Origin of the sequence: Streptomyces sp. AA1529, from assembly GCF_000280905.1 — a bacterium.
Lineage (GTDB): Bacteria > Actinomycetota > Actinomycetes > Streptomycetales > Streptomycetaceae > Streptomyces.
Genome location: NZ_ALAP01000001.1, coordinates 37,932 through 58,085, shown reverse-complemented (window position 1 = coordinate 58,085; position 20,154 = coordinate 37,932). Strand labels below are relative to the sequence as shown.

Below are 20,154 nucleotides of genomic sequence, written 5' to 3'. Positions count from 1 at the left end.
GGACCAGCAGCGCGTCGGGGTGGGAGAGGCCGAGCGCGTTCGCGGCGTGTTCGTCGAGCTGGGCGGCCAGGGTCTCGGCCTCCTCCGCGCGGCCCGCCGCCGCGTACCCGTCGAGGCGGGCGACGGCCTCGGAGAGGGCTTCGGGGGTGACCGCTCCCGCGACGGGCGCGGCGGTGACGGGCTCCGGTGCCGACCGCGCCTGACCGGAATCCGGGCGGCGGGCACGACCCGGCGCGGTGCGCTTCCTGGACGCCTTGCCCTGCCGGGCGCCGACGGACAGTTCGCCGACCGCTCCGTCCGGTGAGATCACCAGGTGCCACACGGTGCCGTCCCGTTCGGTCGCCTCGGCCCGCACCGGCCGTCCGAGCCCCGCGGCCGCATCGGCCACCGCGTCCACGGCCGAGGCCCGGGTGGGGTGTTCGGCCGCGGGCAGCAGCGGGCCGGAGACGGCCACCCGGCCGCTGTCCCGCACGACGAAGGCGTAGGCCGGCCAGCCGGGTACCTCGGCGGGCTCGTAGGTGGTGGGCATGGAGCTCCCTTCCTGGTGGTATTCCCCGGCGCTAGCGCACGGTGACGTCGGCGACCCGCCACTCCGCGCCGGCGGACTTCCGGACGAGGTGCACGTAGGCCACCACAGGAGCCGGCTCCCGCGTCCAGCCGTCGCGCCCGTGCGGGGTGGCGGTGACGGTCAGCTGCCGCCAGGCCACGGTCCCGGTGTCCTCCGGCTTCGCCGCGTCCTCGGTCCGGTCCAACGCGACGGTGGTGTAGGCGCGGTGGTCCGCCCACCGCTGCCACTGGGCGCCGGGCGCCGGACCGCCGCGGCGGTCCGCGAGCTGCCGCGCGTACGAGCGGGTCAGCCAGCCGGCGTCCGCGGTGCGCCGAGCCGCGTCCCCGGGCCCGTCGTCGACGGCGGTGTCGTGCGTCCACATCGCGGTGAGCGTCCCCTCGGCGACCTCGTCGGGGCTCCTCCCGTCCACGTCCCCCGGCTTCGGGACGCCGCCCTTCGGGGTGCCCCGCGTCCTCTTCTCCGCCGAACCGCTGGGCGAGGGCGACTGCGAGGGGTCGTCGTCCGCGGCCGGCGGCGCCGACGACGCCGACGGCTCCGCCGCCGACGGCGGGTGCGAGGCCGAAGTGCCCGCTCCCGGCGGCCGCGTGGCGCCTCCGGTCGCGGCGGCGCCCTCGTCCTCGGAGCCACAGCCGGCCAGGGTGGCGGCGAGTGTGAGCGTGAGTACCGCCGCCGCGGTCCCGGCGCGCCGACCAAGTGCTGTCATCCGAACCTTCTCACCTTCTGGGGCCTGCTGGTGTAGTAGCTGTCACCGAGCCGGCTGATCTTCACCACGTCGCCGGTCCTCGGCGCGTGGATGAACTGCCCGTTTCCGATGTAGATGCCGATGTGGTCGAAGCTGCCGTGCAGGTCGAAGCCGATCACGTCGCCCGGCCGCAGCGCGTCCCGCTCCACGGGCTCGCCCGCGGTGACCTGGACCTGCGAGGTGCGGGGCAGCAGCGTCCGGCCGCCGCTGGCGTGGTAGACGGCCGCCTGGACCAGGCTGGAGCAGTCGAACCCCACCGTGTCCGCCCCCTGCGCGAAGCCCCGGCTCGGGCCCTCCGGGCCGCCGCCTCCCCACGCGTACGGGGTGCCCAGCCACTTCTTGGCGTAGGCCACCACGCGGTCGCCGAACGGGCCGCCCTCCTCGTCCGCCGTGCCGCCGGAATAGCCGGTCATCGCCGCGATGATCCTGGTGACGTAGCTCTGCGTCTCCGGATACGGCGGCAGTCCGCCGAACTCCTGGACCGCGCCCGGTCCCGCGTTGTAGGCGGCGAGGAGCAGCCGGGTCAGGTCCGCGCCGTTGCCCAGCGGCGCCACCTTCTTCGCGAGCCAGCAGTCGTAGCGGGCCTGGGTCATGATGGCGTCGCCGGGGGTGAACGGGTCGGCGGTCCCGTCCGGTTCGGAACTCCCGTCCCTGCCCGCCGCGTCCACCCCCCAGGTCTTCCAGGTACCGGGCAGGAACTGGCTCAGCCCCTGCGCCCCGGCGTGGCTGCGCGCAGTGGCGTTCCAGCCCGACTCGGCGTCGATCTGCGCGGCGATCAGCGGGGCGCTGACCTCTGCGCACTCGTGTCCGGCCCGCTCGACCCACGCCACGTACTCCGGCGGGACGCTCCGGGAGTCGAGCGTGGTCACCAGCCCGACCGGAGCGCCGGCTTCCTCCTCCTCGGCGGCCGCCACGACGGACAGCCCGACCAGCATGGCGAGCAGACCGGCTGCGACACCCCCGGCCACCCTCAACGCGGTTGCGGGCATCCGCACCCCCTCTTGAACCAGTTCCGGCGAAAGTCCGTATGAGGGTCCGCAGTCCGAAATCCAGCACGTGGAACCACGTGACCACCCATGAGTTCGAGCGCGGCGTCGAGCACGCCGCCGAAGGGAGAGGCCATGACCGGGGAAGTGCCGGTTTCCAACCCCTGGCTTTCTCCGACTCCGGCCCACCCTTCGGGGGGCAACAACGGGGAGCCGCGGCGATCGGTTCAGGACGGTCCGACGCCGGTCACCGGTCCGACCGCCCCGCAGGGCGGGGTGCCGTGGCCGGACCGGATGCTGCCCGTCGCCCCGACACGACAGGACGCCGGGCACGGCTGGTGGTGGCTGGGCGTCCACGGCGGCGCCGGGGTCAGCACCCTGGAGCAGGCGGTGCCCGGCGGCCGGGACGCGGGCCGCGCCTGGCCCTCGGCCGGGACGCCGCAGCCGGTCGTCCTCGTGGCGCGCTCCGACGCGGGCGGCCTGAAGGCCGTGCAGAGCGCCGCGCAGCAGTGGGCCTCGCAACTCGTCACCGGCATCGACCTGCTGGGCCTGGTCGTCGTCGCCGACGCCCCCGGCCGCCGGCCCAGGGCCCTGCGCGACCTGCTGTACCTCGTCTCCGGCGCCGTGCCCCGGCTGTGGGAGATCCCGTGGGTGGAGCAGTGGCGGCTCGGGGAGTCGCCACTGACCCATCTCCCCAAGGAATGCGCGCCCTTGGCACGCGATCTGACCCGACTCATCCGACCCGCCTGAAGGGGAACCCCGCATGTCCACTCTGCTGGCGGCCGTCTCCGCCGCCTCACAGGAACTCGCCCCGCTCGCCGCCGGGTCGGTGCCCTCCGGGCCTCCGGACGTCGGCGGCGGCGCGGCGCCGCCCGGTGCCGACGGACTGCTGACGGTTCTCAAGTGGGTGGCATGGACGGTCACGGCGCTCTGCGTCGCGGGGATCTTCGGGGTCGCGGCGCGGATGGCGCTGGACCACTCCCGGGGCGGAGGACGCGAGCACGCCAAGGGGCTGGGCTATGTGCTGGGCGCCTGCCTGCTGGTGGGCTCCGCCTCCGGCATCGTCGGCGCCCTCGTCTGACGGGCCGCCACGGACTGCGCAGCGATGCGGATCACAGGGAGGGGAAGGGACATGGCAGAGCCCGGCAGCCGCGCGGGAAGCGACGAGTCGCGCAGCCCCTGGCTGCGGAACGGCTTCGTCCTCGCGGTCGCGTTCATCGGCTTCGTCGCCGTCGTCGGAGTGGCGGTCCTCGTCTCCTCCGACGCACCGGAGAGCCGCTCCGGCGCCGTCTCGCCGGCCCCGGGCACGGACGCCGGGGCCGGGCAGCCACCCCCGTCCGCCGCGGCGGACCGCGGTGACTGCCCCGAACCGGAGGACACGGGCAGGAAGGTCCCCACCGCTCCGCCGGAGGGCGTGGACTGGAAGCTGTTCCACTCCGTCGCCCTTCCCTCGTCGAAGGCGGCGGGCCCGGCCGTGGTCGAGAAGGACGTGGCGCGCTGCTACGCGCACACCCCGCTCGGCGCGCTGCTGGCGACCAGTCAGATCAGTGTCCGCTATCTGGCTGCCGAGGACTGGCAGGACGTCACCCGCGCGCAGACCGTCGGTGAGGGCCGGGAGCCCTACCTGAAGGCCCGGGCCGCCTCGGAGCGCACGGCGGACCCGCGGGCCCGGGAGGGCGCTGCCCAGGGCCAGATCGCCGGGTTCGACTTCGTGAGCTACACCGCAAGCACGGCCGTGATCCGCACCGTGTGGCGGTTCCAGGACGGCCGGATGCAGGCCGCCGCCACCACCGTGCTGTGGCGGGACGGCGACTGGAAGCTGGACTACCCGGCCGATCCGCCGGCGCCCGCCCCGGTCGACTCCCTGGCCGGATACGTCGAATGGGGTGGTGTGTGATGGCGGGCTGCGACTTCGGCTGGGTGCGCCCCACGGTCGGCGGGTACTGCGTGGGCGACGGGGAGGGCACGGGCCCGAAGGACCTCGGCGACAGCGCGTTCGACAACATCGTCGACAGCGCCGCCCAGGCGGCCGCCGACACCGTCAAGGCACTCGGCAGCGCGTGGACGGACATCGACAGCCCCCTGCTGAGCTACGACAGCGGACCCGCGGCGTTCCTGCGCGGCTCCACCCTGTGGTTCACCTCCTTCACCGCCGTGCTGTGCCTGGTGATCGCGGCCGGGCACATCGCCTGGCAGCGGCGCGGCGAACCCGGGAAGCAGGCCGTGCGAGGGCTGCTCAACCTGGTCGTCGTCTCCTCCGCGGGGGTCGCCACGGTCAACCTGCTGACCGTGGCCGGGGACCGGTTCAGCGTCTGGATCATCGACAGGTCGACCGGCTGCGAGCAGCTCAGCACCGCCGGAGAGCCGGTCGAGCAGTGTGTCGACGAGTTCGACGAGCGCGTCTCGGCCATGCTCGCGCTGGGCGGCACGGACTCCTCCTTCCTCGTGCTGATCATGTCCCTGCTGGTGATCGGGGCCGGGCTGGTGCAGATCGCCCTCATGATCGCCCGGGTGGCGCTGCTGGTGATCCTCACCGGCACGCTCCCGCTGTCCGCCGCGGCCAGCTCCACCCCGTCCGGACGGGCCTGGTTCCGCAAGTCCGTCGGCTGGCTGCTGGCCTTCGTGCTCTACAAACCCACCGCGGCGGTCGTGTACGCGGCCGCGTTCTCCATGGCCGGCGACGCGCCGAAGGGGGAGGGCAACGAGATCATCTCCATGGTCTCGGGCGTCGTCCTGCTGGTGCTGGCCTGCTGCACCCTCCCCGCGCTGCTCCGCCTCGCCGCCCCCGCGGTGCAGGCGACGACCGCGGGCCTCGGCGGCGGCTCGTCCTCCGGCTCCGGCGGCGGCCGGGTCGTGGCCGGCGGCGCGCTGGCCGTGCCGCAGTTGCGCGGCCCGGCAGCCGGACGGTCGGTCTCCGGCGCCACCCTGGTCCGGGAGCGCGGGGACGCCACCGGCGCACGCAGCAGTCCGGGGCACGCCGCGGGCAGCCGCCGGCCCGCACAGGGCGCCGGCGGACCGCAGGCGACGCCAGGATCCGAACACTCCGCCGCCGACCGGCGCGTGGGCCCGTCGCGTCCGGCGGCCCTGCCCGACCGCCCCGGAGAGGTGGAGCAGACCGCCCCGGGCGATCCCGCCGACCCGGCCGGCCCCACGGCCGTCAAGGAGACGCTCCCCTCCGTGCTTTCGACGGCCACCCACCGACACCGCGACGAGCAGCAGGGGGAACCCCATGGCAGTGACTGAAGGAACCGGCCCGCGCACCTACGGCAACTTCCGCAAGCCGCGCGCCTCCGGGCTGCGGGGCCTGTCGCTGGGGGCGACCATGCTGCTGTTCGGCGGCCTGATCGCCGTCGTCCTCAGCACGCTGGTCTCCGTGTGGATCGCGCTGGCCCTGGCCGTCGTGCTGGCGCTGGCCATGGCGCCGCTGGCGGTGCGCGACCGGCACGGCCGCACCCTGATGCAGCGCGGCGCGGTACGGCTCGCCTGGTGGCGCACCACCTCCTCCGGCGGCAACCTCTACCGGTCCGGTCCGCTGGGCCGGGCGGGCAGCGGCAGCTGCCGGCTGCCGGGGCTGGCCGCGCAGTCGTCCCTGAGCGAGGCGCAGGACGGCTACGGCCGCCCGTTCGCCGTCCTCACCGTGCCCGCGACCAACCACCACACGGTGGTCGTCTCCTGCGACGCGGACGGCGCGGCGCTGGTCGACGAGCGGCAGGTCGACATCTGGGTGGCCCACTGGGGCCAGTGGCTCTCGGCGCTCGGCACCGAACCGGGACTCGTGGCCGCCAGTGTCACCGTGGAGACCGCACCCGATCCCGGAGTCCGGCTCCAGCAGGAGATCGGGGCCAACGCCGTCGACGACGCGCCGGACCTGGCCCGGGAGATGCTCCGTGACGTCGTCGCCGCCTATCCCAGCGGTTCGGCGCAGATCAGCACCCGGATCGCGCTGACCTACTCGGGCGCGGCCCGCGCCGGGGCGCCGCGCCGCAACGTCGAGGAGATGGCGGTGCACATCGGGACCCGGCTGCCGGGACTGACCGCCGGACTGTCCATGACGGGCGCGGGCACAGCCGTCCCGATGACGGCGACCGGACTCGCCGAGGCGGTGCGGGTCGCCTACGACCCGACCGTCGCGCAGCTGGTCGAGGAGGCACGCGCCGCCGGAGGCACCGGGCTCACCTGGGACGAGGCGGGTCCGACCGCCGCGCAGGAGGAGTGGGACCACTACCGGCACGACGGGGTGCACAGCATCACCTGGGTCATGACCGAGGCACCGCAGGGCGAGGTGTTCTCCAACGTGCTGACCGGGCTGGTGCAGCCCAGCCGCGACATCGCCCGCAAGCGGGTCACGCTGCTCTACCGTCCGCACAGCCGCGCCGAGGGCGCCCGCGTCGTCCAGCAGGACTACAAGAACGCGCTGTTCACCGCACAGCAGCAGCCGATCGGCCGGGCGAGCGACGACGCGGAGGTGGTGGCGGCCCGGAAGGCGGCCGAGGAGCAGGCACAGGGGCACGGGGTGATCCAGTTCGGTCTGCTGATCACCGCGACCGTCGACTCGGCCGAGGACCTGCCCCGGGCCACCGCGGCGGTGGACAACCTGGCACCGGCCGCCCGCATCGCGGTCCGGCCCGCATACGGCTCGCAGGCCGCCGCCTTCGCCGCCGCGCTGCCCCTCGGCCTGGTGCTGCCGTTGCACACCGCGCTGCCGCAGACCGTACGGGACGCGATGTAGCGCGGAGGACGACCGGCTGCGCCGCCGGAATCCGCCCATGCGTCGCAGCAGGGGCCGCGTTTCCGTCAGCGGCGCGGGCGGCCGAGGAGCCGGCCACCACGTACCCGCGGATCGGGGGACCGGGCGGGGGCGCCCCCGGACGCGGCCACACAGCACAGGAGGACTTGATGGCACGTAAGGCCGAGAAGACGCGGGCACGCGGTACCGGCCCGAGCCTGCCGCGGGCCACCGCGCGGGGCTGGCCCGGGCGGGGCGGCGGCATGGTCGGCTATGTCGATCCCGCACCGGAATGGCGCGGCACCTCCGTCCAGGTCTGCGGCCTGTGGCCGTTCGGCGCCGGAGCGGGAACCCCGATGGTGGGGGTGCCGCTCGGCCGCGACCTGGACTCGGGCGCCACGGTCTGCTGCGACCCGGTGAGCTGGTTCATGCGCACGGGCCTGCTGGCCAACCCGTCGATGTTCGTCCTGGGCCGCCCCGGACTCGGCAAGTCGACCGTGGTGCGGCGGATGGCGCTCGGCCTGTCCGGCTACGGCGTCCACCCGCTCATCTTCGGCGACCTGAAGCCCGACTACGTCGACCTCATCCGCGCGATCGGCGGGCAGGTCATCAGTCTGGGCCGGGGGCGTGGGCACCTCAACGTCCTCGACCCGGGGGAGTCCACGGCGGCGGCCGCCCGGCTCACCGGGGACGCGCGCCGGCAGCTGCTGGCCGCCACCCACAGCCGCCGGCTGCACATGGTGTCCGCACTGGTGACCATTCTGCGCTCGGAGCCGCCGAGCGACCGCGAGGAGACCGTGCTGGCCGCGGCCCTGGACGTCCTCGACGACCGGCACGGTCCCGGCCGGACGCCGGTTCTCGCGGACCTGGTGCAGGTCATCAAGGAGGCCCCGGAGCCGGTGCGCGCCGTCGCCCTCGACCGCGGCGACATCACCCGCTACCGGGACATCACCGAGAACCTGGAGGCGTCGCTGACCGCGCTGCTGGGAGACGGGCTGCTGGGGGACTCGTTCGCCCGTCCGACCACCGAGCCGATGAAGCTCGACCGGCCGGTGTGCTTCGACGTCAGCAACATCGACGACAGCGAGACCCTGCTCCAGGCCGCCGCGCTGCTGTCCTGCTGGTCCTACGGGTTCGGCGCGGTCTCCGCGGCGCACGCGCTCGCGGACGCCGGACTGGAGCCGCAGCGCAACCACTTCCTGGTGATGGACGAGTTGTGGCGGGTGCTGCAGGCCGGCCGGGGACTGGTCGACCGGGTCAACGCCCTCACCCGGCTGGACCGGCAGCGCGGTGTGGGGCTCGCCATGGTCACCCACACCATCGGCGACCTGCTCGCGCTGCCCACCGAGGAGGACCGCATCAAGGCCAAGGGCTTCGTCGAGCGTGCGGGCATGGTCGTCTGCGCCGGTCTGCCCCCGGCCGAGATGCCGCAGCTGGCGCAGGTGGTGGAGCTCACCGAGGTGGAGAAGCGGCTGCTGGTCGACTGGTCCACGCCGCCGGCCTGGGACAGTTCCCGCAGTCGCCAGGCCGACCCGCCCGGCCTCGGCAACTTCCTCGTCAAGGTCGGCAGCCGCCCCGGCATCCCCGTCCATGTGGACCTGACCGCCGGGGAAATGGACGTCAACAACACCAACAAGCGCTGGAACAAGACGGCCTGAGCGGTGCGCCGGACCGCCGGGCCCGGCCTTCCGGCCCCCGCTGGTGAACCGTTCCGGCCGCCGATCCGTGAACAGAGGCGGAGGCCGGGCCCCCACCCGGGTCTCCGCCCGAGCCGGGTCCGGGGCGCGCTCCCCGTTCGGCGCCCCGGGCCCGGTCCGGAGAGCGGACGGAGACGGGTCGGTGCAAGGCCGCCACCGGCTGCCCTTGCACCGACCCCTCCAGGAGCCCTTGCCCAGCCGGGAGTTCGTTCGTCGCAAGCCGAGTCGTCAGGGAGTGGTGCAGTCATGAGCGAGGACGGAGCAGCACGGCCGCCGGACACGCCGCCGGAGCAGTCCGAACCCGCCTCCTTCGACGTCGTCATCACCGGCGAGGGCGCCGCGTCGATCGACGGCGACCCGGTTCCGGTGCTGGGGGAGCAGCCGCTGGACACCGCGATCCTGGACACCCTGCACGGGTACGCGCAACTGCGGGACGACCCGGTCACGGCGGCCATCTCCAACCCGGCGACCGGCTACGCGGTGCGCGTCGAGGTCGGTCCCGACGGGTCCAGCCGGCTGGTGGGGCAGGACGCCGCGGACGGCGATGTCCCCGGAGACGGTGCTGCCGGCGCCGCGGAAGCTGTCCCCGCGGCCCCGCCCGGACCGGCGGCCGCCGACGCGAGCGCGGCGGACGCGCCCGTCGGGCAGCCGCCGCCGGCCGAGGCCCGGTCGCGTACCGCGCTGCCGTCGCTCCCGCGGCCGTCCATGCCCTCCATCCGGCGCCCGTCCCGCCCGGCGCGCTCGCCCGGCTCCCGGAAGGCCGAAGGCGGTGCGAACCGCGGTTCGGACGTGGAGTTCGTGCCCACCAGCCTGCTCAAGAAGCCGTGGGTGGTCGGGGGCGTGGCCGTCGCGGTGGCGGCACTGGTCACCACGCCGCTGGCGCTGGCCGGGGCCAGCAGCGGGGGCAGCGGCGACAGGGCTGACGGGAAGATCCGGGTCGAGGATCCGAAGGAGCAGCCGGACCGCGGCCCGGGCGGGTCGGTGCGCCCCTCCCGCCCGCCGTTCCCCAGCGGTTCCCCGTCCGGGTCCCCCTCGCCCGGGGAAAAGGACGCGGACAGGAAGGACAAGCCGAAGTCGGCCGACTCGGAGCCCGAGAAGCCCGACGCCGACGACGCCGAGAACACCGAGAAGGACCCCGGCTCCTCCGACGAGAAGTCCTCCGGCGACAAGGACAAGCACGAGGACGTCAAGAAGGCACCGGGTCGCAGCCGCATCCCGCACGGGGTGACCATGGTCGTGAACCGGAAGACCGGCCGCTGCCTGGATATTCCGGGCACCGGCAAGGGCAAGCCGGACGGCCGGGTCCAGCAGGGCGCCTGCGACACCACCGCCGGTGCCCGCGGCGGCAACCAGCGGTGGAAGCTGGATCTGAAGGAGAAGGACGGCGGGCCCGGCAAGGCGGACCTTTACCTGATCCGGAACGTCAAGGACAACCTGTGCCTGGATCTGGCCGGTTTCGGTCCCAAGGCCGCCCGGTCTCCGGTGACCGAATACCACTGCCGTCCCAAGAACGACAACCAGCTCTGGTGGCTCGACAAGCGCTCCAACGGCACGTACTGGATCCGCAACCACGAGAGTGGCAACCAGTGCCTCGACGTGGCCGGTGCCGGGGAGAGGACGAACGTCCCGCTGCTGATCTACGGTTGCGACGACGCGGACGACCACCAGTGGCGCTTCGAGAAGCCGTGAGGTCCCGGCCCGGCCCGGAACGGCAGCGGCCCCCGGGCGCCGGCCGACCCGCCCCCCCCGCGCCGCCCGGTCGCCGGTGACGGCCGGGGAACCGGTTCCCGGGCCGCCGATGCGCCACCGGCGGGCGGTCAGTCCCGCGGTGTGCTGTCGGGCTCGCCGTCCAGTGTGCGGAGCTTCTCGCGGATTCCCGCGGCGTCCCGGTGGTTGAACTCCTCCAGCAGCGCCAGTGCGCGGCTCCACTGCTCGCGTGCGGCATCCGGCGCGCCGGCGGCCAGGTGGACGTCGCCCAGGTGCTCGATGGTCTGTGCCTCGCCCCACCGGTTGCCGACCGCCCGGTGCTTGGTGAGCGCGTGCCGGTAGTGCTCGACGGCCGCGTCGTGGTGCTGGAGGCGGTGGTGCACCGTGCCCAGAAAGTCCAGCGAGATGCCCTCCACCCAGGTGTTGTCGGTGGCGCGTTGCACCTCCAGCGCCCGCTCCAGGTAGCCGCGTGCCTCGTCGAGCCGGCCCAGTCGCAGATGGGCCTCGCCCAGGTTGTTCAGGCAGATGCCCTCGCCCCAGCCGTTCCCGAGAGCCCGGTCGGCCTCCAGCGCCCTGTGCAGGTGGACCAGAGCCTCCTCGACCCGTCCGGCCCGCAGGCAGACGTCGCCGAGGTTGCCGACGATCTGCGAATCCCCGCTGTCGTCGCCGGCGGCCTGCTTGGCGGCCAGTCCCTGATGGTAGTGGTCGATGGCCTCGTCCAGCCTGCCCGCGTTGGTCAGCGCATTGGCCAGACCGGTGAGCGCTTCGACCGTGCCCTTCGGGTCGCCGTCCCGGCGCGCCGCCGCCAGGCTGACCCGGTTGCAGGCGAGCCAGTCCTTGGTATGGCTGCGCAGGTAGAAGAAGCCCCACAGGACGGCCGTCAGCCGCCAGGCGACGGCGGAGTGGTCCCCGGCGGCGGCCTGGTTGATCGCCGCGATCAGATTGGCGCGTTCGGCCGAGCACCACTTCAGGGCCTGGTCGTAGGTGGTGAACCGGGGCGCGACGCAGTTCCCGGGCAGCGGAACCAGCGGAACCCGCGGCCGGTTCGGAGTGATGAAGCGGGAGGTCGCGGCGGCGGCGTGCAGATACCAGACGAGGATCCGTTCGATCGCACGCTCGCGCTCCGGCGCCCCCTCCTCGCGGTCGGCCTGCTCGTGGGCGTAGATCCGCAGCAGGTCGTGGAAGGCGTAGCGGCCGGGGAAGTGCTCGGTCAGCAGGTGGGCGTGCGTGAGTTCGATGAGCAGCCCGCGGGTCTCGCGCAGGTCGAGGCCCGCCAGGGCCGCCGTGGCGGGCGCGGAGATGTCCGGTCCGGGCGCGGCGGCCAGCAACTGGAACAGCCGGGCGGCCGGGGCCGACAGTGCGCGGTACGACCACGAGAACACCGCCCGCACGTCGGTGCTGAGGTCGCCGCCGGCGAACGCGTCGAGGCTGCCGTGGTTGTCCCGCAGCTCCTCGGCGACCGCGTAGAGCGGAAAGCCGGGGTGGGTGGCGGCGCGCGCGGCGACGATGGCCAGCGCCAGGGGGAGCCGTGCGCAGCAGTCGATGATCTCGTCGGCGGCCTCCGGCTCGGCCGCCATCCGGGCTCTGCCGATCCGCCGGGCCAGGAACTCGCGGGCGTCGGCCGGCGGGAGAGGGGTCAGGGTCAGCGGATGGGCGCCGTCGTTGGCGACCAGACCGGTGAGCTGGTTGCGGCTGGTGACGATGGCCAGGCATCCGGGACCGGTGGGCAGCAGGGGCCGCACCTGTTCGGTGTCCCGGGCGTTGTCCAGCAGCAGCAGAACCCGCCGGTCGGCGAGCAGACTGCGGAACAGCGCCGTGCGTCCCTCGGGGCGGTCGGGTATCTGCCCCGGAGGCACGCCCAGCGCGTCGAGGAACCCATGGGTGACCTCGTCCGGAGGCATCGCCGATCCGGTCGCGTCGAAGCCCCGCAGGTTGACGTAGAGCTGGCCGTCGGGGAACCGGTGGGCGATCTCGTGCGCCCAGTGCACCGCCAGGGTGGTCTTGCCGACCCCCGCCATGCCGCCGATCGCGCTGATCACCACCGCGTTCGGATGCCCGCCGTCGGCGGGCAGCAGGCTGTGGGTCTGGGCCAGTTCGCTCTCCCGCCCGGTGAAGATCGGCAGATCGGCGGGGAGTTGGGCCGGGCGTGCCGCGGACGCCGGCTGCGGGGAGTCCGCCGCGGTGCCGCCGGAGGACTGCGCCGGCGCCGGTGCGCGCAGCGACGGATCGGCGGAGAGCATCCGGGTGTGCAGATCCATCAGTGCGGCGCCCGGCTCGACTCCCAGCTCCGAGATCAGCGTGCCGCGGATCTCGCCGTACGCCGCCAGGGCCTCGGCCTGCCGCCCGGACCGGTACAGCGCCAGCATGAGCAGTTCGTAGAGCCGTTCGCGCAGCGGGTTCCCGGCCGTCAGCGCCGTCAGCCGGGCGGCCACTTCCTCATGGCGCCCCAGCTCCAGACCGATGTCCAGATGGGTCTCGCAGGTGCTCAGCCACTGCTCGTCGAGCCGGTAGCGCTCCGTCACGGCCAGCGGGCCGGGTACCCCGGCCAGTGGCCGGCCGTCCCACAGCTCCAGTGCCGCCTGCAGCAGCTCGTCGGCGGCGCGCAGGGAACCCCCGGTGCGCAGCTTCTTCGCCTCGGCCACGCGTCGTTCGAACACGTCGAGGTCGAAGCCCTCCTGGGCCACGCGGACGAGATAGCCGTCCGCGGCGGAGACGATCACCCGCGGCGCCTGCCCGGACCCCCGGTCCGGCTCCAGCACCTTGCGCAGCCGCGACACATAGGTGCGCAGCACGGTGACCGCGCCGGCCGGCGGTTCCTCCCCCCAGATGGCGTCCACGAGTTCGCCCACCGTCGCGGGCCGTCCGCGGCGCAGCAGCAGCGCGGCGAACGCGGCACGCTGCTGCGGCGACCCGAGGGCCACCTCCTGCTCCCCGCGCCAGGCGCGGACCGGTCCTAAAACAGCGATGCGCAGGGGGGTCGTATGGCTCACCTTCACGAGTTCGACTCTATCGAGGCGTAAACGATCCGGAAGTATGCCGTTGTATTTCTCACCGGGAGGTTCCCGGCCGGACTGCGGAACGTAACGTGTTCGAGATCTCACACGGAGGGACCGGCCGGCCGGTCCTCGGCTGCGCGGGTCCGGCGCCTGGCGCGTGCCCTGGGGCGGCCGACGACCGAGCGGCGGCGCACCCATGGGGTCGCGCGCGGCGGGAAGCTCGGGTCGTCACGCGGCGGGCGGCTCCGGCGGGACCGGGGGCTCGACGGGCGGAACCTCCTTCGGTCAGCACGCGGTGAACCGTTCCGCCGTGCGCCCCGTCATGGTGTTCGATGCTGGTACCGCAAGAGGAGCGTGGAGGGCGGACGGCGCCTCCCACCGGTCCGGGAACACCACGGGAGCCGACGCGGCGCATCCGGGACGTGGATGCGCTGCGCGGCTTCGCGCTGTGCGGCATCCTGCTGGTCAACGTGCAGGTGATGGCCGATCCGTACGCGGGGCAGGGGCCGTACGGGTCCGTGGGGGAGAGGATCGCCTGCTGGCTCGTCACCGCACTGGTCAGCACCAAGTTCTATCTGCTGTTCGCCTTCCTCTTCGGGTACAGCTTCACCCTCCAGGCGCGCTCGGCCGAGCGCGCGGGCGCCGGCTTCGCTGGGCGGCAGCTTCGCCGGCTGCTCTGCCTGTGGTGCCTGGGGCTCGCACACGCCGTGCTGCTGTTCCCGGGCGACATTCTGATGACGTACGCGGCGCTGGGGCTGGCACTGTTCGCCGCCCGCGGGCTGGCCCCCCGCAAGGCGATTCGAGCGGCCGCCGTGCTCGTCGTCTCCCTCGGCGTCCTGCTGCTCGGCAGGGGCTTGCTCGCCCTCGCAGCCACCGCGCCGGGCGGCGCCGCGGTCCCCGGGACGGATACCGCAGCGGCGGCCTACCGAGGAGGTCCGGGGTCCGTCGTGCAGGCCAATCTGGCGCAGTGGCACGACCTGCTCGCCGGGGATCTGCTCTACGCGCCGCACATCCTGGCGGCCTTCCTGGTGGGCCTGGCAGCGGGGAAGCGGCAGCTGCTCGCGGAGTTCGACCGGTACCGCGACCGGGCACGGCGGCTGGTCGGCTACGGGCTCCCCGTCGGCCTGGCAGGCGGTGTCGTGACAGCCGTATGCCGCAACGGGCCGCTGGACGAGCGCTGGTACGACATCGGTACGGCCGTCGGTGTGCTCACCGCCCCGGCCCTGACCGCCGCGTACGGCAGCGGACTGCTGCTGGTGCTGCGTACCCGGGGCGGCCGGCGGCTCGGCGGGATGCTCGCCGCCGCCGGGCGGGTGGCGCTCACCAACTATCTGACCCAGTCACTGGTGATGGCGCTGGTCTTCACCGGATACGGGCTCGCCCTCCGCGGCCGCGTCGGCCTGGTGCCCGTACTGGCCGGGTGCTGCGGCTGCTACGCGGTGCAACTGGCCCTCAGCGCCGGGCTGGTGCGCCGCTTCCGGCACGGGCCGGTGGAGTGGCTGCTGCACAACGTGACCCGGGGCCGCGGGCACCGGCCGGGGTCGCCTCCGGCCACGGTGGTCAGGACGTCGCCCCGCGGGTCCACTTGAGCAACTGGTCGGAGTGCCCGGGAGGCGCGCCGTCCGGCACGCCGTCGCCGCTCCGCGCGGCGTCGGCACCCGCGGCGCCCGGTCTCGCCTCGTACGCGGGCGCTCCCGGGTACGGGGGTCCCACCGGGTACCCGGCATCGGCCGGGAGCGCGGCAGCGGCTGGGTACGGGACGTCACCCGGGTGGAGACCGTCCGCCGGGTACCCGGCGCCGGCGCCGTCCGCGTAGTCCCCGCGCTCCACGCCGACGCCCATGCCGGCGGGCGCTCCCGCACCCGCGGGATGTCCCGTCCACGCCTGTGCGGCCCGCTGGGTGATCGCCTCGGCCTCGGCCTCGGCAGCTGCGGAGACGGCACCGGCTCCCGGTTCCTTGAACCAGGGGCGCAGCCGGATGAGCGCCGGACGGATCCCGGTGGCCAGGAGCAGGGCCGTGCCCTTGGGCAGGGCCCGGATCCGGTCCGGGGGCAGGATGGGGTCCAGCCGGTAGGAGACCGAGTGCGAGCCGCCGTCCTTGCTGCGCGAGTAGGAGGCGGTCTTCACGTCCTGCTGGCCGACGAGTTTGGAGACCTTGTCCACGAAGTCGGCGTCGTCCAGCCCCGCGCCCAGGAGCTTGACGGTGGCCGCGCTCCACAGCGCGTCCATGCCCGCCTCCCCCCACACCCGGGAGCCCTGCCGGTAGCTCTGCAGCAGGGTGACGACATTGATGCCGCGGGAGCCGAGATGGCTGTAGAGGTCGGGCAGGTCGGAGATGCGGCAGACGTTGGCGGCCTCGTCCAGCACGGCCGTCATCGGCGGGTCGAGCCGGCCGCCCATCCGCTCGGCGGCCATCACCCCCGCGCGCAGGGTGGCGTCCGCGAGTCCGGCGATCACACCGGCTGCCGAGCCGCCGCCGTCCTTGGAGAGCAGATAGAGGGTGTCGCGGCCCAGGACGTGCTCGTGCGGGCGGAACTCCGGCAGGGAGGGATCGGGCTGGACCCAGGCGGCGATCTCCGGGTCGAGCAGGCAGGCGACGCACTGCCGTGCGGTCTCGTAGATGCTGTCCCGGGTCTCGACCGCGCCGCGCACGGTGCCCTGGAGCTGTTCGGCCATGGCCACCATGCCGGCGTCGCGCAGCAGATCGATCGGGGTGCGGTCGGCCGGGTCGGCGAGCCAGCCGAGCAGGTCGGTGACCGCGGCCCCGCCGCGCGCGGCGGCGAGGAACAGTGCGGTGAGCGTGTTCTGGGCGGCCGAGATCCAGAAGTCCTTCTTGGAGGCGTCGTCGTTGACGGAGGAGACGAAGTGCCCGGACAACCGGCGGGCGCCTTCGATGGTGTGACAGTCCGCCAGCATGTTCCACCACATGCCGCGCGGAGTGTGCGCGATGCCCTGCGGGTCGAACGTCCACACCAGACCGGTCTTCTGCCGTTGCGCGCGGGTGACCGCGTAGACGTCGGACTTGTTGGAGGTCAGCAGCACCGCGCCGGTGGCCCGCAGCACCCGGGGCACCGCGATGCCGGTGGACTTGCCGGCCCGCGGCGCCATCAGGTCCAGCTCCACGTCCTCGAAGGAGGAGCGCAGCTCGGGCCCGTCCGGTTCCAGATCGCCGAGCAGGTTCCCGGTCTGGTCCGGGTGCAGTTCGCTCTCGTTCTTGAGCGAGGGCCGCAGTTCCCGAGCGCGCTTCGCGATACCGGCCGGAAGCATGGCGGCCAGCTCCCGCCGTCCGGCCAGGCCCTTGGTGCGCGACCGGGATCGGGACACCAGCTTCCACACGGGGACGACGACCGCCGCCGTGCCCGCCCCGAAGACCAGCACGATCCCGCAGTACACCGCGACGGGCGACGCCTGCGGCCACAGTGCTCCGGAGCCCTCGGTGAGCAGCCTGGCCGGCAGCGTGACGGAGAACGCCGGAGGATGCCAGCCGGTGCCGTTCAGCGCGGCTCCCAGCGTCCCGCCGAGCCAGATCCCGGCGGATGTCGTCAGGGCGCACACCACCACGCCCACGATGGCCCACGGCCACAGATCCCGGCCGTGCACGCCCCCCGCCCCGCTCGGACTCATGCGATTCTCCTGCCCTGGTCCGGTCCGGTGCGCGCCTCGACGGCCGCGCCGGTTCCCTCCGCCGCCGGCTGCGGGTTCTGCGCCCAGCGGGTGTTGGTGTCGTGCAGGTGGCGCTCGGTGTCGGTGATGCTGACCCTGATCGGCAGGCCCGGCCGGCCGCCCACCTTGACCAGGAAGCGGCCCCGACCGGGGGGTTCCTCACGCTCGCCGGTCATGGCCCAGCCCGGGGGTGACGACCAGGAGGAGACCAGCTCGATCTCCCGCTGGGACAGTCCGACGATCTTGCCCAGTTCCTCCATCTCCGCACGCGGCAGCCCCGCGCACACGACCATGCCGGCGCGTTCCACGAAGCCGCGCGCCTTCGCCTTGTCGGCTTCGGTACCGAGCGACTCCGCGTCCTTGAGCGTATGCGTGATCTTGGCGTCGCCCAGCCCGAGTGTGCGGTTGAGGCGGGTGAGCGCGTCGATGCGGTCGACGATGCCGGACGCGGCGCGCAACGGCCGCCACAGCTCGTCGAGCACGGTGAAGAACCAGCGCCGGGGGGTCAGGCCCGCGTCGGCCAGCGCGTGGGACGCGGCCACCGAGCCGAGCCCGTCGGACCATGCCGCCAGCATCGCCGCCGCAGTGAGCTGGGTGTCCGACTCGCCGATCCGGGAGATGTCGATGCACACGGCGGGTGTGTTGAGGTCGATACGGGTCGAGGTCTCCGAGGCGAAGGTGTCGCCCAGCGGGCCGTCCAGGATGCCCAGCAGCGAGCGGTGCAGGGGATCGACCGCATCCCGGTACCGGGACTCGTCCCCGCGGTCCAGCGTGACGGCGCGGACCCGGTCCGGCCCCTCGCTGAGCACTCTCAGCACGTCGGGGAGCACCGGCGCCCGCCCCGTCGGTGTCCGCTCCCGCAGATGGTGCAGCACGGCCGAGAGGACTGCCTGCTCGTGGTCGTCCATGGGGCGGTTGCGGACGATGGTGACCAGGGCCGCGACCATGTTCAGCACCCGTCCGTGCGCCTCGGCCTCCAGCGCCTGCCCCGCCGAGCCGCCGATCCTGGCCGCCGCGGCTCCCATGGCGCCGGGGTCGAGCAGGTTGATGCCGCCCATGCCGCGCCCGATGGAGATCACCTGTCCCCCCAGGGCGCGCACCGTGTCCGCGTAGTCGGGCTTGAGGTCGCCCAGGACGAGCGGCACCACACCGGTCGCCGACAGTCCGATCAGCATGCGATTGACCAGGGTGGACTTGCCGAGACCCGGCATGCCGAGCATGAACAGCGACGGGTTGGAGATGTAGCGGGCCCGGGTGAACCAGGAGAGCGGATCCCCGCACACGGTCGCGCCGGTGTGCAGATGCTGGCCCAGCGGGACGCCGGACATCGGCGCTCCCGAGCCGGCCGCGAACGGCCACAGCCCGCAGGCCTGCACCGTCGTGGCCCGCCACATGGTGGGCGGGTCCATGCCGCCCACCTGGCCGCCGCCGGGCCCCGGCCAGCCGCGGGAGGGCGCCATCGGCTCCCTGCGCGGTGCCTTCTTCTGCTGCTGTGCGCTGCTCCTGCTGTCGCGCGGGCTCACAGCGCCTCCCGCAGGTCGCGCGGGATCAACGTCAGCTCCCACGGGAGGATCCCGGCCGGGAGCGTGCAGCTGAAGGCCGCCGCCTGCATCCGGTCGGCCGGGCGCATGGACAGCCGTGCCGCTCCCTGGAGGTTGCGCATGGTGGCGCTGGCGTCGGCGAGTTCCTCGGCGGAGTCCACGGTGACGGTCAGCATCAGGGAGAACTCCACGAGTCCGGCGCCGGTGGCCTCCTCCTGGGCCGTCTGCTCGGCCGCGCGGACCTCCGTCGCGGCCCTGGCCTGGACCATCCCGCGTCCGGAGGTGGCCATGAACTGTGCGGCGCGCCGGTCGGCCTCCACGATGCGGGCCGAGGTCGCGGGGTCGATGGGCCGGTAGAGCAGCGCCACCCGCTTGCGCCGGGTGCCGGGCGAGGCCTCCAGCAGGCCGCGCAGCACGTTGGCCCGCACGGTGCCGCGAGGTGCGAGGGTGAGCATCCATGTGCGGGAGACACCCGAGTCGTGCTGGTAGGAGGCGACATCCTCGACGCAGGCGGAGGGGCCGGCGTCGTCCCATTCCAGGCCGGTACCGCCGTACTGGGTACGGATGTCGAGGACTTCACCGGCGACTGCCGGATCGTAGGCCACCCGTACGACCTCGGCGATGCGCTCGGCGGACAGCGGGTAGGCGACGCCGCCGCCCGCTCCCACCAGCCCGGAGAGCATGCCCGGGATGCGGGTGGCGAGATCGGTGATCAACTCGTCGTGCTTGAGCTTCTGACCGGGCGGGAGGCCGTAGGTGAGGGTGATGTAGGTGTGCATCTCGGAGGACGCCTGGGGATACCGCTCGACCACCTCCTCCATCACGGCCCGCGCGGCGGCGGGAGCGTCGGGGGAGAGGCGCGGCAGCACTTCGTGCGCGAGCCGGGTCCCGGAGTCGGGAGCAGTCTCGACGATCACCGAGGCACCGCGCAGCCCCTGCTCGTGGGCCAGTCGCGCCAGCCATCCGCCCCACGAGGCGACCCAGTTGTCGACCTGGTCCGGGTCGACGAGGGAACCGCCGTCGGGTTCGCAGCACAGCACGATGGTGTAGAGGTTGCGGCTGCGGTGGAACAGGACGCCGAAATTCCGGTCGTAGGCGTCCCTGCCCTCGCGCATCTGCATCCGTCCCAGCAGCCCCGGCGGCTGGAACCGTCCGGCGGCCCGCCGCGACAGCGGGCCGGACACATAGGTGGTCGACCCCTTGGACTTGCGGCGCATCCAGGCGATGCGCACGGCGACCAGCTGATACATGTTGCGCCCGTCCTGGGTGCGCATCATCAGCGGTGAGATGAGAACCGCCGTCGGAACGAGGATGACCATCGCGGCGGCCAGTGAGAACAGCGAGGCGAGCAGCGTGACGATGAGTCCGCCGAAGACGCCCGCCGTTCCGATCATGCCGAAGGGCCCGAGACCTGGCCGCCTCGGCCGGCGCCAGTTCCCGTAGGTGGGACTCGACGATGCGGCATGGCTTGACATGGGTATGGCTTCCTTCCGTGTCCCGCGGGGGGAGAGGGGGTGAAGTCCTGTAC

General features: G+C 73.7%; 15 protein-coding genes. 8 read left to right on the top strand and 7 right to left on the bottom strand.

What is annotated here, in order from left to right; genetic code table 11:
• The 3 genes from A949_RS0100265 to A949_RS37880 all read right to left on the bottom strand — a co-directional run.
• Positions 1 to 529: hypothetical protein (locus tag A949_RS0100265; protein ID WP_026004200.1), on the bottom strand; the 529-nt coding region annotated here is incomplete at its 3' end.
• Positions 530 to 560: 31 nt separating this feature from the next.
• Positions 561 to 1,271, bottom strand: coding sequence for a hypothetical protein (locus tag A949_RS0100260; RefSeq protein ID WP_019354006.1), 711 nt, complete (start codon positions 1,269 to 1,271; stop codon positions 561 to 563).
• Entirely contained in the window at positions 1,268 to 2,299 is a 1,032-nt protein-coding gene (locus tag A949_RS37880) for a C40 family peptidase (RefSeq protein ID WP_063826232.1), read from the bottom strand. The genes A949_RS0100260 and A949_RS37880 overlap by 4 nt, the downstream gene beginning before the upstream one ends.
• Positions 2,300 to 2,572: 273 nt before the next feature.
• On the opposite strand from A949_RS37880, the gene A949_RS37875 reads away from it, so the two are divergent.
• The 7 genes from A949_RS37875 (at position 2,573) to A949_RS35280 (ending at position 10,408) form a co-directional block, all read left to right on the top strand.
• Complete coding sequence (locus A949_RS37875) at positions 2,573 to 3,046, top strand: DUF6668 family protein (protein ID WP_139141110.1); 474 nt, start codon at positions 2,573 to 2,575, stop codon at positions 3,044 to 3,046.
• A 13-nt stretch (positions 3,047 to 3,059) separates the two neighbouring features.
• Entirely contained in the window at positions 3,060 to 3,377 is a 318-nt protein-coding gene (locus A949_RS0100245; RefSeq protein ID WP_019354003.1) for a hypothetical protein, read from the top strand.
• Positions 3,378 to 3,428: 51 nt separating this feature from the next.
• Complete coding sequence (locus A949_RS35290; RefSeq protein ID WP_019354002.1) at positions 3,429 to 4,193, top strand: hypothetical protein; 765 nt, start codon at positions 3,429 to 3,431, stop codon at positions 4,191 to 4,193.
• Positions 4,178 to 5,539 (top strand): hypothetical protein, encoded by a 1,362-nt coding sequence (locus A949_RS35285; protein ID WP_158687516.1) that lies wholly within the window; start codon positions 4,178 to 4,180, stop codon positions 5,537 to 5,539. Before A949_RS35290 ends, A949_RS35285 begins: the two co-directional genes overlap by 16 nt.
• Complete coding sequence (locus A949_RS0100230; protein ID WP_026004199.1) at positions 5,526 to 7,025, top strand: SCO6880 family protein; 1,500 nt, start codon at positions 5,526 to 5,528, stop codon at positions 7,023 to 7,025. Before A949_RS35285 ends, A949_RS0100230 begins: the two co-directional genes overlap by 14 nt.
• 167 nt (positions 7,026 to 7,192) lie before the next feature.
• Positions 7,193 to 8,680, top strand: coding sequence for an ATP-binding protein (locus A949_RS0100225; RefSeq protein ID WP_019353999.1), 1,488 nt, complete (start codon positions 7,193 to 7,195; stop codon positions 8,678 to 8,680).
• 285 nt (positions 8,681 to 8,965) lie between these two features.
• Positions 8,966 to 10,408 carry an RICIN domain-containing protein gene (locus tag A949_RS35280; RefSeq protein WP_051019341.1) on the top strand — a complete coding sequence of 481 codons (1,443 nt, stop codon included), beginning with the start codon at positions 8,966 to 8,968 and terminating at the stop codon, positions 10,406 to 10,408.
• Positions 10,409 to 10,536: 128 nt separating this feature from the next.
• Here the strand turns inward: A949_RS35280 and A949_RS0100215 are convergent, their stop codons facing one another.
• On the bottom strand, positions 10,537 to 13,422 hold the full coding sequence (locus A949_RS0100215; RefSeq protein ID WP_026004198.1) for an AfsR/SARP family transcriptional regulator: 2,886 nt from the start codon (positions 13,420 to 13,422) through the stop codon (positions 10,537 to 10,539).
• Between the two features lie 422 nt (positions 13,423 to 13,844).
• Here A949_RS0100215 and A949_RS31880 point away from each other — a divergent pair, with 422 nt between their 5' ends.
• Entirely contained in the window at positions 13,845 to 15,011 is a 1,167-nt protein-coding gene (locus A949_RS31880) for a DUF418 domain-containing protein (protein ID WP_019353997.1), read from the top strand.
• Here the strand turns inward: A949_RS31880 and A949_RS31875 are convergent.
• Genes A949_RS31875 through A949_RS0100195 form a run of 3 tightly spaced genes read right to left on the bottom strand, consistent with a single transcriptional unit; the run spans position 14,983 to position 20,101 of the window.
• Complete coding sequence (locus A949_RS31875) at positions 14,983 to 17,046, bottom strand: type IV secretory system conjugative DNA transfer family protein (protein WP_037705619.1); 2,064 nt, start codon at positions 17,044 to 17,046, stop codon at positions 14,983 to 14,985. The genes A949_RS31880 and A949_RS31875 overlap by 29 nt on opposite strands.
• Positions 17,043 to 18,608, bottom strand: coding sequence for an ATP/GTP-binding protein (locus tag A949_RS31870; RefSeq protein ID WP_019353995.1), 1,566 nt, complete (start codon positions 18,606 to 18,608; stop codon positions 17,043 to 17,045). The genes A949_RS31875 and A949_RS31870 overlap by 4 nt, the downstream gene beginning before the upstream one ends.
• The gene (locus A949_RS0100195; RefSeq protein ID WP_026004197.1) at positions 18,605 to 20,101 is read right to left on the bottom strand and encodes an SCO6880 family protein; all 1,497 of its coding nucleotides are present in this window, start codon (positions 20,099 to 20,101) and stop codon (positions 18,605 to 18,607) included. The genes A949_RS31870 and A949_RS0100195 overlap by 4 nt, the downstream gene beginning before the upstream one ends.
• Between the last annotated feature and the right edge of the window lie 53 nt (positions 20,102 to 20,154).